Below are 14,406 nucleotides of genomic sequence, written 5' to 3'. Positions count from 1 at the left end.
AAGAACATCCTATCTCAGCCATTCCAACCAAGGAGACACGATCATGGAAGGCGAACTCGCTCTTATGGGCAAATACATCGGCGCAGGTCTCGCGGCTTTCGGTCTCGCAGGTGCTGGCCTCGGCGTTGGTAACATCGCTGGCAAATACCTCGAAGGCGCGCTGCGTAACCCGGCTGCTGCCTCGAGCCAGACCGCGACCCTGTTCGTCGGCATCGCATTCGCTGAAGCTCTCGGGATCTTCTCGTTCCTGATCGCTCTGCTGCTGATGTTCGCAGTCTGATCCAGGACACCATCCGAACGGAAGCGGCGCTGGTTTGAGCCAGCGCCCTTTCCGATCAAGAATGGTTCCGATGGAGGACTGACATGGCAAACCAAACTACTCAAGTGGCGGGTGCCTGTGTCGATCAGAATGGTGGCGCCCTTGGCCTGCCGCAACTCTGCGTAGACTGGCTCCCGAACCAGATCTTCTGGGCACTTGTCGCCCTGGTCCTGATTTTCGTTCTGCTGAAAGTCTTCGCGATGCCCCGCATCGGTTCGGTTCTCGCCGAACGCAAAGGCCTGATCACCAATGATCTGGCGGCTGCTGAAGAACTGAAACAGAAAGCCCGTGACGCCGAAGCCGCCTATCTCAAGGCTCTGGCAGATGCACGCGCCGAATCGGCACGTTTCATCGCACAGGCGAAAGCTGAAATTCAGGCACAACTCGATGCAGCCACCGTCAAGGCGGATGCAGAGATCGCCGCACGTGCCGCTGAGTCGGAACGCCGGATTGGTGAAATCCGCGCCTCCGCCCTGGCCAACGTGACTGAAGTGGCAAAAGACACCGCCAAAGAGCTGGTTCTGGCTCTGGGTGGGACCGATGCGACTTCCGTAGATGCGGCCGTGGCCGCGCGTCTGAAAGGCTGAGGCAATGCGTTACACCATTCCCGCCCTGCTTCTCGGTGCGCTCCCGGCTCACGCAGCCTCGGGTCCGTTCTTTACGCTGCAAAACACCGACTTCTCGGTTCTGATTGCCTTCCTGATTTTCGTGGGCATTCTGCTGTACTTCAAAGTGCCGGCTCTCGTTATGGGCCTGCTCGACAGCCGTGCAGCCAAAATCCGCGAAGATCTGGAGACGGCCCGCCGTCTCCATGACGAAGCCAAAGCTCTGGTCGCCTCTTACGACCGGAAGCTGAAGGACGCCCGTGAACAGGCAGAGCGCATCGTCGCAAACGCCCGTTCCGACGCCCAGGCCGCCGCCGCTTCTGCCCAGGCAGAGCTGCAGGCCACCATCGCCCGCAAACTGCAGGCGGCGGAAGAGCAGATCACCGCGGCAGAATCCGCAGCGATCCGCGAAGTGCGTGAAACCGCCGTTGCCGTGGCTGTTGCCGCTGCCGGCGACGTCCTGGCCGGTCAGATGTCGGCAGCAAGCGCCGGCGCCCTGATCGACGCTTCGATCGCCGAAGTGGGTCAGCGCCTGAACTGAGGTTCAGAATAATCTGAAAAGCCCGGCTCCGGCCGGGCTTTTTTATGTCCGCCCGCCCGGCACCGGCAGGCGCGCTTTGGCTTTTTCAAAATACTCCGGGGTCCGGGGCAGCGCCCCGGCGCGCGCCCCTCAACGCAAGGCAAGCTCGCGCAAAACCGCCCGCGCCTCTTCTGAGGCCCAATCAGCCTCACCGATCATACGCGCGGCCTCACGCCCCTCTTTGTCCAGAACAACCGTCACCGGCAGCCCGGCAACCCCCATGCCGCGCGCGACCGCCGATTTCGGATCTAGCAGCAGCGGCAGATCGGTGATCCCCGTCTCGGCATAAAACTTATCCAAAGCCGGGCGCAGGTTTCGCCCCGTTGCAATGGTCAGAACTGAAACCTCGGGCATCTCCCGCGCCAGACGGTCAAGCCCCGGCATCTCCGCACGGCAGGGCGCACACCAGGTGGCCCAGAAGTTCACCACCCGGACCCGGCCCTGCCAGTCCGCAAAGCTTTTCACAGCCCCCCCGCCATCGGCAAAGGCAATCTCCGGAACCGTCTCAGCCACCTCATGCACAATCAGCTTTCGCATCTCGCCCACCCGCAACGCCGAGAGCGCGGGATCTGCCAGAGCAGGATTTGATAAAGGCACCAGCGCGGTGTAAAACCCCGCCAATGCCATCATAATCCGCAATCCAGACAGGCCTGCCATGACCTCTGCTCCTTCCGATACCAAAGCCTCGAATGCCATGTGGGGCGGGCGCTTCACCGCCGGTGTCGACGCGATCATGGAGGCGATCAATGCCTCGATCGGCTTCGACAAACGCCTCGCACATCAGGACATCACCGGCTCGCGCGCCCATGCCGCCATGCTGGCCGCTCAGGGTATCATTACCGATAAAGATGCCGAGGCGATCCGGGAAGGCCTTCTCACCGTTTTGTCAGAGATTGAAGCCGGGAAGTTCACCTTCCGCAAAGACCTCGAAGACATCCACATGAATGTGGAATCGCGTCTTAAAGAGATCATCGGCGAGCCGGCCGGCCGTCTGCATACTGCGCGCTCGCGCAATGACCAGGTCGCCGTCGATTTCCGCCTCTGGGTCCGCGATCAATGCGACGCTACCATTGACGGCATCGAAGCTCTGCTGCGTGCCTTCCTCGCCCAGGCCGAGGCCGGCGCGGATTGGGTCATGCCGGGCTTCACCCACCTGCAGACCGCACAGCCGGTGACCTGGGGCCACCATATGATGGCCTATGTGGAAATGCTGGCCCGCGATCTCTCGCGTTTCAAAGATGCCCGCAAGCGCATGAACGAATGCCCGCTCGGCGCGGCAGCGCTCGCCGGGACCTCTTTCCCGATCGACCGCTTTGCCACCGCTGCGGCACTCGGCTTTGACCGCCCCACCGCCAACAGCCTCGATTCGGTCTCGGATCGCGACTTCGCGCTGGAATATCTCTCGGCCGCGTCGATCTGCGCGATGCACCTGTCGCGCTTTGCCGAAGAGCTGGTGATCTGGTCCTCGGCGCAGTTCCGCTTTGTGCGCCTCTCGGATCGCTGGACCACCGGCTCCTCGATCATGCCGCAGAAGAAAAACCCCGATGCGGCCGAACTCATCCGCGCCAAAATCGGCCGGATCATGGGCTCGACGGTTGCGCTCTTCACCATCATGAAGGGCCTGCCGCTGACCTATTCCAAGGATATGCAGGAAGACAAAGAGCAGGTCTTTGACGCCGCCGATTCGCTCCTGCTGGCGCTGGCAGCGATGACGGGCATGGTCACTGATATGGCCGCCAACCGCGAAAGCCTGGAAAAAGCCGCCGCCTCGGGCTTCTCCACTGCCACGGATCTCGCGGACTGGCTGGTGCGCTCGCTGAACCTGCCGTTCCGCGACGCTCACCATGTCACCGGAAGCCTCGTCAAACTGGCCGAAGACAAAGGCGTCGATCTGCCCGATCTCTCGCTTGAAGAGATGCAGTCGCAACACCCGGGCATCACCGAGGATGTCTTCACCGTGCTCGGCGTGGAGAATTCGGTCCGCTCGCGCCAGTCCTATGGCGGCACCGCGCCGGATCAGGTCCGGGCCCAGGTTGCCCGGTGGAAAGAACTGCTGGCATGACCCTGCGCGCTCTCCCCCTGGTGTTGCTGATGCTCCTGCCGCTTGCGGGCTGCGTGACGCAGCCCCGGCTGAACGCCGGGATCTCAATCGGCACCGGGGGGCTGGCGGTCTATCCTTCTCTCTCAGGGCGCGTCGGCGGTGCACGCATCGCCGTCAGCCCGTGACAACCGGAGACACAGATGCCTTACTTTCCCGCCCTGCTGATCGCGGGCAGCCTGCTGCTCAGCGCCTGCGGCGCCGATGGCCCGCCCGTCCCCCCGAGAGAAGCGCCGCGTCAGACTGATGGTGTCAGCTTTTCAGGCGATGCGCGGATGGGTGTGACCTATAACAGCCAGCCGGGCATCCGCGGCTGATCTCATACTCGCGCAGCCGTTGAAGGGGCGGGGGCTTCTGCTATACCGGGCCGGAACCATCTGATCCGGCGAGGCACCATGGACCACTTCCTCTATCGCAACGGCGAACTCCACGCAGAGGATGTCGCGATCCGAGAGATCGCGGCAGAGGTGGGCACCCCCTTCTACGTCTATTCTGCGGCCACGCTTGAGCGCCATTTCCGCGTCTTCGACGAGGCGCTCTCGCCCAATCCGCATCTGGTCTGCTTTGCGGTGAAGTCGAACTCAAACGTCGCCGTTCTGCGGGTGCTGGCAAAGCTTGGCGCGGGGATGGATGTGGTCTCGGGCGGCGAATACCGCCGCGCTCTGGCCGCCGGTGTGCCGGGCGAAAAGATCGTTTTCTCTGGTGTCGGCAAAACCCGCGAAGAAATGGCCTTTGTGCTGGAGCACGGCGTACGCCAGTTCAACGTGGAATCAGAGCCTGAACTGCTCGTCCTCTCGGAGGTTGCGGCCTCTATGGGCAAAGTCGCTCCGATCACCCTGCGGGTGAACCCGGATGTGGACGCCAAAACCCATGAGAAGATCTCGACCGGCAAGTCGGAAAACAAATTCGGCATCCCGATCGCCAAAGCGCGTGAGATCTATAAAATGGCCGCCGGCCTGCCGGGGATCGATGTCGTGGGCGTCGATATGCATATCGGCAGCCAGCTGACCGATCTCGCCCCTTTTGAAGAAGCCTATACCAAGATGCGCGCGCTGGCTCTGGCTTTGCGTGAGGATGGTCACAACATCCGCCGTCTCGATCTCGGCGGCGGTCTGGGGATCCCCTATACCCGCTCGAATGAAGCCCCGCCGCTTCCGGCGGAATATGGCGCGATGGTCAAACGCGTGCTCGGCGATCTCGGCTGTGAGCTGGAGATTGAACCGGGCCGTCTGATCTCGGGCAATGCCGGGCTTCTGGTCTCCTCGGTGATCTATGTCAAAGAGGGCGAAGGCCGGGACTTCCTGATTCTCGATGCGGCGATGAATGATCTGGTGAGGCCTTCGATGTATGGCGCGCATCACGACATCATCCCGGTTATCGAGGCAGAGGCAGGAACCGAGCCGCAACCCTTCGACGTCGTGGGCCCCGTCTGTGAGACCGGCGACACCTTCGCCAAGGCCCGCGCCCTGCCCGCACTGCAGCCCGAAGACCTCGTGGCCTTCCGCTCAGCCGGGGCTTATGGCGCGGTCATGGCCTCGGAATACAACACCCGCCCGCTGATTCCCGAAGTTATGGTCTCGGGCGATCAATTTGCGGTCATCCGGGCGCGTCCGACATTTGACGAAATCCTCGCGCGCGATACGATCCCGCAATGGCTGTGACTCTCACCGCCTTCGGGACGGGTGAATGACGAAAAACCAAAGCGCTGATCTTCTGAATTCCCCGCGTCTGCGCCGCATCCTGGCGCTGACGCGGATCGGCCTTTGGGTTGAGCGCGGGGCGCGCGCCTTCTGGCCTGTGGCGGCGCTTGCGCTCGCGGGGCCGGGGTTAGCCGCCTTAGGTCTTTTGCGCGGGCTGCCTCCGGCCGCGCTCTGGACGCTCCCTGGCCTTTGGGCCGTGCTGGTCCTGAGCTTCTTTGTCCTCGGACTGCGGCGCTTTCAGCGGCCCACGGCAGCAGAGGCCCTGACCCGGGTTGATGCCCGCCTGCCCGGCCGCCCGCTTGCGGCGCTTGGCGATGCTCAGGCGGTGGGCGCGGGTGATCCGGCCTCCGCCGCGCTCTGGGCCGCGCATCAGGCACGCATGGTGGCGGCGACAGCCGGGGCAAAGCCGGTCGCTCCCTCCCCGGATCTGGCGCCCCGCGATCCTTATGCGCTGCGCCTTACTGCACTGCTGCTGGCAGCGGTAGGGGCACTCTTTGGCTCATTTTCCTCGATTACCGATCTGCGTCCCGCAGGGGGGACAGCGCCTCAACCGGCCTCCGGCCCGGTCTGGGAGGGCTGGATCCGCCCGCCCGCCTATACCGGACGTCCCGCGATCTATCTGAACGCCCTCGAAGACGAGGGCTTTGAGGCCCCCCATGGGTCTGAAGCCCTGCTGCGCTTCTACGGCGAGGCCGGTGCCCTGGGGCTGGAAGAGACCGTCTCGGGAACGGAGACCCCCTCCGGGCCTGAAGGGGCTGAGTTCACCATCCGACAGCACGGCAGCCTCACGATCACCGGCGAGGGCGGAAAAAACTGGGAGATCGGCGTGCTGCCCGATCTGCCCCCGCAGGTTACGCAACCGGCGGTGCCGGAGCGGCAGGCCGATGGCACCTTTAAGCTGCCCTTTGAGGCCAGGGATGATTACGGCATCACCGCCGGTCAGCTGACCATTACCCTTGATCTCGCAGCCATTGACCGCAGCTATGCCCTCGCCGCTGATCCTGAACCGCGCGAGGCGCTGGTCCTTGATCTGCCGCTGCCCTTCCGCGGGCGGCGCAGCGAGGTGAAAGGCGTTCTGACCGATGATCTTGCGGCCCATCCCTTCGCCAATCTGCCGGTCATTCTGACCCTTCAGGTCACCGATGCAGCAGGACAGACCGGGGAAAGCGAGCCGCTGCACAGCCTTCTGCCGGGGCGGCGCTTCTTTGACCCGCTGGCGGCGGTGGTGGCTGAGGTGCGGCGCGATCTTTTGTGGAACCGCAGCACCGCCGCGCGGGGCGCGCAGATCCTGCGCGCCGTCACCTGGGCGCCGGAGAACTTCATCCGCAACGATCGCGCCTTTTTGCGCATCCGCACGGCCATCCGCCAGATGGAGGCGGGCGCCCTCTCTGATGAGGCCCGCGACGCGCTGTCGGAGGAGCTTTTCTCAATCGCGGCTCTGCTCGAAGAGGGCGATCTGAACTCCGCGCTCGAGCGGCTGCGCCGCGCTCAGGACCGCCTTGATGAGGCGATGAAGAACGGCGCCAGCCCCTCAGAAATCCGCGAGTTGATGGATGAGCTGCGCGAGGCGATGGACGACTATATGGAGCAGCTCGCCAAAGAGCAGGAGCGCGCGCCGTCAGAGCAGAGCGCTGATACCGAAAGCCTTGAGATGTCGGCCGATCAGCTGCAGCAGATGCTCGATAAGCTTGAACAGCTGATGGCCGAGGGCAAAATGGCCGAGGCGCAGGAACTGATGGAGATGCTGCGTCAGCTGATGGAGAATATGCAGGTCACCCAGGGCGAGGGCGGTCAGGGGCGCGGCCAGGGTCAGGGTCAGGGCCGGATGCGCGATCTGGCCGACAGCCTGCGCGAGCAGCAGAACCTCTCGGATGAGGCCTTCCGAAATCTGCAGCGCCGCTTTGACGGTGGCGGTCAGGGGGAAGCCCCGGGTGCAGGCCAGGGCCAGGGGCAGAGCGGTGAGCCGGGTGAGGGGACGGAGCCGCCCTCGCTTGCCGATCGCCAGCGCGACCTGAGAAACCGTCTGCGCGCCCTTGGTCAGACCGAAATGCCGGGCGACGGGGGGCCGGAGGCCGATGAAGGGCGTCGCGCGCTCGACCGCTCCCGCGAGGCGATGGAGGGGGCTGAGGAGGCTTTGCGCAACGACAATCTTCCCGGCGCGCTCGACCGTCAGGCCGAGGCCATGGAGGCCCTGCGCGAAGGCATGCGCCGGTTTGAAGAGGCCGAGGCCCGCGAACGCGGTGACACCCGCCAGGGCGAGGCCGGGACCGAAGGCCCCGATGGCCAGCGCCCGGGCGAGGGCCGGGGTCGCGGCGGACAGGCCCGTGACCCTCTGGGCCGGCAGGCGGGGTCTTCCGGGGGGATCGGCAGCGAAGAGGCGCTTGGCGAGGGGATGGATGCGAACCGCCGCGCCATGGATCTGCTGGAAGAGCTGCGCCGCCGCTCCGGCGAGCAGCACCGCCCCGAAGAAGAGCGCGATTATCTGCGCAGGCTTCTTGAGCAGTTCTGAGGCCGGTGACACGCAAATAAAAAAGGGGGCCAGGCCCCCTTTTTTTGTTCTGACGTTCCATCGTGACGAGGCCCCCTGTGAAAGGAAAGGCCGTCTCAGAAAAGGCTGCCCTGCCCTGAGGGGGAAGTTTTCGGGCCACGTTTTGGCGCTGAGGGTTTGGACGCCGCACCCGCACCGGTGGCGATATGGCCGTCCGCAAACTCAAGATCCAGCGCCCCCGCCTTCTCTGCCTGGGCGCGGGAGGTGACGACATGGCCGTCCTCACCGCGCACCACGGCATAGCCGCGCAGCAGCGTCTCACGATGCCCGAGGGTCTGGCGCAGCCGGTCGCGGGCCTCAAGCTGTTCACTCAGCCGGGCGATCAGGCGCAGGGGGGCCGCATCAAGCCGCGCCGTCAGTGCCTTCAGACGCGCCTGACCCTCAGCGCTGCGCCGGGCCTCCTCTGCTACCAGACGATCAAGCGCCGGGGTGAGCCGCTCTGAGAGGGTATTCAGCCGCTGGCGGGCGTCGCCTGCGCGGCGTGTCAGACCGGCGGAAAGGCGATGGTCCCGCTCGGCCAGACGCTCGCGGGCCGTTGTGGTCAGCCGCGACAGCGCCATCGGACGCACGGAAGCGGCAAGCTCTGCCAGGCGGCTGCGCCGCCGCGCGACGCCGATGCTGAGGGCCTGCGGCAGACGGTCCGCCCACAGATCAAGACGCTGACGCGCCGGCTGCACCAGACCTTCCGGACGCGGCAAAGCCCGGGCCAGATCAAGCGCACGCTGGCGGCGCAGCGTCAGGGCCTGAGTGATCCCCCGCGACAGCCGCGCGCCCTGACCATCGAGCAGCGACATCAGTTCAAACCGCACCGGGACCGCCATTTCCGCAGCCGCAGTCGGCGTGGGCGCACGGCGGTCGGCGGCGTAATCGATCAGCGTGGTGTCGGTTTCATGGCCCACCGCCGAGATCAGCGGGATCTCCGAGGCGGCTGCCGCACGAACCACGATTTCCTCGTTAAACCCCCAGAGATCCTCAAGCGAGCCGCCGCCACGGGCCACGATGATCAGATCGGGGCGCGGGATCGGACCGCCCGGCTGCAGCGCATTGAAGCCACGGATCGCCGCCGCCACTTCCGGGGCGCAGCGCTCGCCCTGCACCACCACCGGCCAGAGCAGCACATGACGCGGAAAGCGGTCGCGCAGCCGGTGCAGAATATCGCGGATCACCGCCCCTGAGGGTGAAGTCACCACTCCGATCACCGCGGGCAGCGCCGGGATCGGCTTTTTGCGGGCGGGATCAAAAAGCCCCTCCGCCGCCAGCGCCTTTTTGCGCTTCTCCAGCATCAGCATCAGCGCGCCGAGCCCTGCCGGGGCCACGTCATCGACGATCAGCTGATATTTCGACTGCCCCGGAAAGGTGGTCAGACGCCCGGTGGCGATGATCTCCATCCCCTCTTCGGGGCGCATCTGCATCTTTGCCACCTGCCCCTTCCAGGAGACGGCGGCGAGAACGGCATTGGCATCTTTCAGATCAAAATAGAGATGCCCCGATGAGGGGCGCGAGACCCGACCGACTTCGCCCCGCACCCGCACCCGCGAAAACTCACCTTCCAGCACGCGCTTCACCGCGCCGGAGATCTCCGAGACGGTTAACTCAGGGGCATTGCCGCGCTGCGGCTCCTCTTCGAAGAGATCAATCATCAGGCTTCACTTGTTCTCATGTCGGCCAGACCTTAGAACGCGCGCAGCAAAAGGCCAAGCGGAGGCGGCGATGAACATTCTGGTGCTGGGCAGTGGCGGGCGCGAACATGCCCTCGTCTGGGCAATTCGTCAGAACCCGAAATGCGACCGGCTTTTCGTGGCTCCCGGAAATGCGGGCATGGGCTCGCTGGCGCGGCAGGTGGATATCGACATCCTGAGCGCCGATGCGGTGCTGGAATTTGTCGCGGCAGAGGCGATTGATTTCGTGGTGATCGGCCCGGAAGCGCCGCTGGCGGCGGGCGTGGGCGACGCGCTGGCGGCAGCGGGTATCCTGCATTTCGGTCCTTCGGCGGCGGCGGCAAAGCTGGAATCGTCGAAAAGCTTTACCAAAGAGATCTGCGACGCCTGCAATGCGCCGACCGCAGGCTATGGCCATTTCACCGATGCTGAGGCCGCAAAGGCCCATATCCGTGCCAATGGTGCGCCGATCGTGGTGAAGGCCGATGGCCTGGCCGCCGGTAAAGGCGTGGTCGTCGCCATGACCGAGGAAGAGGCTCTCTCGGCGATCGACGATATGTTCGGCGGCGCTTTCGGGGCGGCCGGTGCGGAAGTGGTGATAGAAGAGTTCATGGCCGGAGAAGAGGCCAGCTTCTTCATCCTGTCGGACGGCAAATCGATCCTGCCGGTCGGCACCGCCCAGGACCACAAGCGCGTGGGCGATGGTGATACCGGCCCGAACACCGGCGGCATGGGGGCTTACAGCCCTGCCCCGGTTCTGACGACGGCGATCCAGGAGCAGGTGCTGCGCGAGATCGTGCAGCCGACGGTCGATGAAATGGCCCGCCGTGGCACCCCGTTTAAGGGCGTGCTTTACGCCGGTCTGATGATCGAAAACGGCTATGCCCGTCTGGTGGAATATAACGTCCGCTTTGGCGACCCGGAGTGCCAGGTTCTGATGATGCGCCTGGGCGCACAGATCCTCGATCTGCTGCTGGCCTGCGCGGAAGAGCGTCTGCATGAGATCACCGTCAACTGGGCTGATGACCACGCGCTCACTGTTGTCATGGCGGCAGAGGGCTATCCGGGGGATTACAAAAAAGGCACCGAGATCCGGGGTCTTTCCGCCCTGCCCGAGACCTCCTCGCAGATGGCCTTCCACGCCGGAACCATTGAGCGTGAACGCAAAATTCTGGCCAATGGCGGTCGGGTTCTGAACATCACCGCCCGGGCTGACAGCCTGGCTGAGGCCCGTGTGCTGGCCTATGACATGGTCGATCAGATCGACTGGCCGGAGGGCTTCTGCCGCAAAGACATCGGCTGGCGCGCGCTTTAAGCGCCTTTGCCCTTGCGGCGGACGGCGGAACATCAGAGCCTTCGGGAGGTCACTCCCGGAGGTTTTTTCATGCTCGATATCGCCCGCATCCGCTCTGAGACCCATGGCGTCGAAAAGGTGCTGCATTTCAACAATGCAGGCTCATCGCTGATGCCGCGCCCGGTTTATGAGGCGGTCAAGCGGGTGCTTGATCTGGAGAATGAACTGGGCGGCTATGAGGTTGAGCGGCGCATGGCCCCGGAGCTGGACGCCTTTTACACCGAATTTGCGGGGCTTCTGAACGCAAAACCCCATGAGGTGGCCTGGGTTGAGAACGCGACCCGCGCCTGGGATATGGCTTTTTACGGCCTGCCGTTGCAGCCTGGTGACCGGATCATCACCCATGCCTCGGAATATGTTTCAAACTACATCGCGCTTTTGCAGCAGGCGAAGCGGCGCGGGCTGGAGATCGATCTTTGCCCCTCGGATGAAAGCGGGCAGATCGATGTCGCCGCGCTCGAGCGGCTGATCGGGCCGAGAACCCGGCTGATTGCCCTGAGCCATGTGCCGACCCAGGGCGGGCTGGTGAACCCGGCAGAGGCCGTGGGGCGGGTGGCGAAGGCACATGGGCTTTTCTATCTGCTCGATGCCTGTCAGTCGGTGGGGCAGATTGATCTCGATGTGCAAAAGATCGGCTGTGATATCCTCTCGGGCACGGGGCGGAAGTTTCTGCGCGGGCCGCGGGGGACAGGGTTTTTGTGGGTCTCAGACCGGGTGATCGATCAGATTGAGCCGCCCTTTGCCGATATGCGCGCGGCCGACTGGACTGCAGACCAGGGCTATACCCTGGCAAAGGGCGCGCGGCGGTTTGAGACCTGGGAGACCTATGTCGGCGGCCGCGTCGGTTTGATGGAGGCGGTGCGCTATGCCCGGGGCCTTGGCCTTCCGGCGATTGAGGCGCGGGTGAGCGGGCTTGCGGCAGAGTTGCGCGAGGGGCTTTCGGGGCTTCACGCTGTGAGGGTGCGCGATCTGGGTGTGACGCGCTGCGGGATTGTGACCTTTGAGAAGGCCGGCCTGGAGGCCCGTGAGATTTATGAGGCGCTGCGGGTGCAGGGGATCAATGTCTCGGTCTCAAACCACAGCTCTGCCCGGCTTGATTTCGGGGCGCGCGGGCTGTCGAGCCTGGTCCGGGCCTCGGTGCATTATTTCAATGATGAGGCCGAGATTTCGCGGTTTCTGGGCGCGGTCGAGGCGCTGAAATGAAAATCGGGGAGGGCTGCCTGCCCTCCCCGAACCCCTCCCGGGAGTATTTTTAAAAAGCCAAAGCCCGAAGAAGCCTCGCCTGATCAGGCGCGGATCGTGCCGTCACCGCGGACGAGATATTTAAAGCTCGTCAGCTGATCGGCACCCACCGGGCCGCGGGCATGCATTTTGCCCGTGGCTATGCCGATTTCGCCGCCCATGCCGAATTCCCCACCGTCTGCGAATTGCGTCGAGGCGTTGCGCATCAGGATCGCGCTGTCGAGGCGCTGGAAGAAGCGATCGGCCGCGGCGTCATCTTCCGTCAGGATCGATTCGGTGTGGTTCGATCCATAGTGGCGGATATGGGCGATGGCGCCGTCGACATCGTCCACCACGGCTGCCGCGATGATCATATCGAGATATTCGCGGCCAAAGTCATCGGCGGCGGCTCTGGTCACGCCGGGCAGATGGTGAAGGCCCTCGCCTGCGCGCACTTCGACGCCGGCGGCGATGAGATCGGCGATGATCTGCGCGCCGAGGGTATCGACAAGGTCGCGGTGGATCAGCAGGCATTCCGCAGAACCGCAGATGCCGGTGCGGCGGGTTTTGGCGTTCAGCACCACACGGCGGGCTTTTTCCGCATCAGCCGCTTTGTCGAGATAGATGTGGCAGATGCCTTCCAGGTGCGCAAAGACCGGGACGCGGGCTTCACGCTGCACGAGGCCTACGAGGCCTTTCCCGCCGCGGGGCACGATGACATCGATGTAATCGGTCATGCGCAGCATTTCAGCAACGGCCTCGCGGTCGCGGACGGGCACGAGTTGGATTGCGGTTTCCGGCAGGCCTGCGGCTTTCAGGCCTTCCACCATGGAGTGGTGGATCGCGGCGCTGGAGTGGAAGCTTTCCGAGCCGCCGCGCAGGATCACGGCATTGCCTGCCTTGAGGCAGAGCGCACCGGCATCGGCGGTGACATTGGGGCGCGATTCATAGATCACACCAATCACGCCGAGCGGGGTCGAGACGCGCTGAATGTGGAGCCCCGTGGGGCGGTCCCATTCCGAGAGCACGCGGCCCACCGGATCGGGCTGGCCTGCAACATCACGCAGCCCCTGCGCGATGGCTGCGATGCGCGCCGGGGTCAGCTCCAGCCGGTCGAGCATGGCGGGGGTGAGGCCTTTGTCGCGGCCATATTGCATATCGAGCGCATTGGCTGCGAGCAGATCCTCCTGATGGGCCATCAGGTAGTCTGCGGCCGTCTCAAGCGCCTTTGTCTTCTGCTCTGGCGGGGCATAACCGAGCCCGGTTGCAGCGGCGCGGGCATTCGCGCCAATGGTCTGCATCAGTGCTGCGAGTTCGGTCATGATAAGCCCCTCAGGTCTGAAATCCGGCCGGGGAGGTCACCCCTGATCCGGCCGGAGGACGGGGGCGTGAGCGCGCTTAAATCTGGCGCTCAGGAAGATGAACCACCAGCCCGTCGATCTCATCAGAGACGCGGATCTGGCAGGTGAGACGCGATCTCACCGGATCGGGTGCCCAGGCGAAATCAAGCATATCGGCCTCCATCGGGTCTTTCGGCGGCAGCCGGTCCACCCAGGCAGCATCGACGTAGCAGTGGCAGGTCGAGCAGGCGCAGGCGCCGCCGCAATCGGCCTCAATGCCCGGCACGCCATTGTCGCGTGCGCCTTCCATCACCGTCAGACCGGTGGCCACCTCGAGAACATGCTCGGTGCCATTGTGCTCGATATAGGTGATGCGGGCCATGACCGGGGCTCCTGATGCTGCTGTCTGCGTGTTGCCAATGAGATAATGCAGCGCGAGAGGTTTGACCAGTGCCACAGGCTGTCGTTAGACTGCGCCTCACACAGCAGGCAGGGCGGAATGCGCAGGTTGATTTTTTGCGGAGCCATAGCGGTCTCGCTCAGTGGTTGCGCAACCGGCCCGCAGGTCGCCCCACCCCGCGCGCTGCCGGATCTGAGCGCAGAGCTGCACTTCACGCCGCCGCCGCCTGATGCGGGCCGGTGCTGGCACACTGAAGAGCGCCCGGCCCTTTTTGAGACCGTTACCGAGCAGCGGCTCGACCCTTTGCGGGGGATCGTGAGCGAAAGCCGCCAGCGGGAGCTGCGCCCGCGCAGCCGGATCTGGTTTCGCATTCCCTGCCCGCCGGAAGTGGGGGGCGCGGATCTGTTCTACGCCTCATTGCAGCGGGCGCTGAAGGCGCGGGGACTTTATGACGGCCCGGTCACGGGCCTGGCCAACGCGGCCACGGGTGCGGCCTTGCAACGCTATCAGGCGGCGGCGGGGCTGAACTCACCGGTCCTGTCGCGGGCGGCGGCTTTGTCGCTGGGTCTGATTGCGCATTAAA

Annotated in this window: 15 protein-coding genes; 11 read left to right on the top strand and 4 right to left on the bottom strand. The window is 64.6% G+C overall.

Features of this window, described 5'->3' with window-relative positions; genetic code table 11:
- The first annotated feature begins 43 nt into the window (after window positions 1-43).
- The 3 genes from EP867_RS04890 to EP867_RS04880 all read left to right on the top strand — a co-directional run bounded on the left by EP867_RS04890 (window position 44) and on the right by EP867_RS04880 (window position 1,465).
- Window positions 44-280 carry a F0F1 ATP synthase subunit C gene (locus tag EP867_RS04890; RefSeq protein ID WP_124965168.1) on the top strand — a complete coding sequence of 79 codons (237 nt, stop codon included), beginning with the start codon at window positions 44-46 and terminating at the stop codon, window positions 278-280.
- An 83-nt stretch (window positions 281-363) separates the two neighbouring features.
- Window positions 364-906, top strand: coding sequence for a F0F1 ATP synthase subunit B' (locus EP867_RS04885; RefSeq protein WP_128487086.1), 543 nt, complete (start codon window positions 364-366; stop codon window positions 904-906).
- 4 nt (window positions 907-910) lie between these two features.
- The gene (locus EP867_RS04880) at window positions 911-1,465 is read left to right on the top strand and encodes a F0F1 ATP synthase subunit B family protein (RefSeq protein WP_128487085.1); all 555 of its coding nucleotides are present in this window, start codon (window positions 911-913) and stop codon (window positions 1,463-1,465) included.
- Between the two features lie 129 nt (window positions 1,466-1,594).
- On the opposite strand, the gene EP867_RS04875 is transcribed toward EP867_RS04880, so the two are convergent.
- Window positions 1,595-2,161: a TlpA family protein disulfide reductase gene (locus tag EP867_RS04875; protein WP_241656813.1), complete on the bottom strand. Its 567-nt coding sequence runs from the start codon at window positions 2,159-2,161 to the stop codon at window positions 1,595-1,597.
- On the opposite strand from EP867_RS04875, the gene argH reads away from it, so the two are divergent.
- The 5 genes from argH to EP867_RS04855 all read left to right on the top strand — a co-directional run bounded on the left by argH (window position 2,160) and on the right by EP867_RS04855 (window position 7,811).
- A complete protein-coding gene (gene argH, locus EP867_RS04870) occupies window positions 2,160-3,566 on the top strand; it encodes an argininosuccinate lyase (protein ID WP_128487083.1) in 1,407 nt (468 codons plus the stop codon). The genes EP867_RS04875 and argH overlap by 2 nt on opposite strands.
- Window positions 3,563-3,730: a hypothetical protein gene (locus tag EP867_RS19770; protein ID WP_164888765.1), complete on the top strand. Its 168-nt coding sequence runs from the start codon at window positions 3,563-3,565 to the stop codon at window positions 3,728-3,730. Before argH ends, EP867_RS19770 begins: the two co-directional genes overlap by 4 nt.
- Before the next feature lie 15 nt (window positions 3,731-3,745).
- A complete protein-coding gene (locus EP867_RS04865) occupies window positions 3,746-3,919 on the top strand; it encodes an argininosuccinate lyase (protein WP_128487082.1) in 174 nt (57 codons plus the stop codon).
- A 78-nt stretch (window positions 3,920-3,997) separates the two neighbouring features.
- Window positions 3,998-5,263, top strand: a complete 1,266-nt coding sequence (lysA, locus tag EP867_RS04860) for a diaminopimelate decarboxylase (RefSeq protein ID WP_128487081.1) — start codon at window positions 3,998-4,000, stop codon at window positions 5,261-5,263.
- Between the two features lie 25 nt (window positions 5,264-5,288).
- Entirely contained in the window at window positions 5,289-7,811 is a 2,523-nt protein-coding gene (locus EP867_RS04855; protein WP_128487080.1) for a TIGR02302 family protein, read from the top strand.
- Between the two features lie 95 nt (window positions 7,812-7,906).
- On the opposite strand, the gene xseA is transcribed toward EP867_RS04855, so the two are convergent.
- Window positions 7,907-9,490 (bottom strand): exodeoxyribonuclease VII large subunit, encoded by a 1,584-nt coding sequence (gene xseA / locus EP867_RS04850; protein WP_128487079.1) that lies wholly within the window; start codon window positions 9,488-9,490, stop codon window positions 7,907-7,909.
- Window positions 9,491-9,560: 70 nt separating this feature from the next.
- On the opposite strand from xseA, the gene purD reads away from it, so the two are divergent.
- Both purD and EP867_RS04840 read left to right on the top strand, forming a co-directional pair.
- A complete protein-coding gene (gene purD / locus EP867_RS04845; RefSeq protein WP_128487078.1) occupies window positions 9,561-10,823 on the top strand; it encodes a phosphoribosylamine--glycine ligase in 1,263 nt (420 codons plus the stop codon).
- A gap of 69 nt (window positions 10,824-10,892) precedes the next feature.
- Entirely contained in the window at window positions 10,893-12,065 is a 1,173-nt protein-coding gene (locus EP867_RS04840; protein ID WP_128487077.1) for an aminotransferase class V-fold PLP-dependent enzyme, read from the top strand.
- Between the two features lie 83 nt (window positions 12,066-12,148).
- On the opposite strand, the gene EP867_RS04835 is transcribed toward EP867_RS04840, so the two are convergent.
- Window positions 12,149-13,405, bottom strand: a complete 1,257-nt coding sequence (locus tag EP867_RS04835) for a glutamate-5-semialdehyde dehydrogenase (RefSeq protein ID WP_128487076.1) — start codon at window positions 13,403-13,405, stop codon at window positions 12,149-12,151.
- 76 nt (window positions 13,406-13,481) lie between these two features.
- Window positions 13,482-13,805, bottom strand: a complete 324-nt coding sequence (locus EP867_RS04830; RefSeq protein ID WP_128487075.1) for a 2Fe-2S iron-sulfur cluster-binding protein — start codon at window positions 13,803-13,805, stop codon at window positions 13,482-13,484.
- Between the two features lie 117 nt (window positions 13,806-13,922).
- Here EP867_RS04830 and EP867_RS04825 point away from each other — a divergent pair, with 117 nt between their 5' ends.
- Window positions 13,923-14,405, top strand: coding sequence for a peptidoglycan-binding domain-containing protein (locus EP867_RS04825; RefSeq protein WP_164888764.1), 483 nt, complete (start codon window positions 13,923-13,925; stop codon window positions 14,403-14,405).
- Window position 14,406 lies beyond the last annotated feature (1 nt).

Source organism: Falsigemmobacter intermedius (assembly GCF_004054105.1).
GTDB classification, from domain to species: Bacteria; Pseudomonadota; Alphaproteobacteria; order Rhodobacterales; family Rhodobacteraceae; genus Wagnerdoeblera; species Wagnerdoeblera intermedia.
Note: the sequence above shows the minus strand (reverse complement) of the source record. Positions and strands in the feature narration are given on the sequence as shown.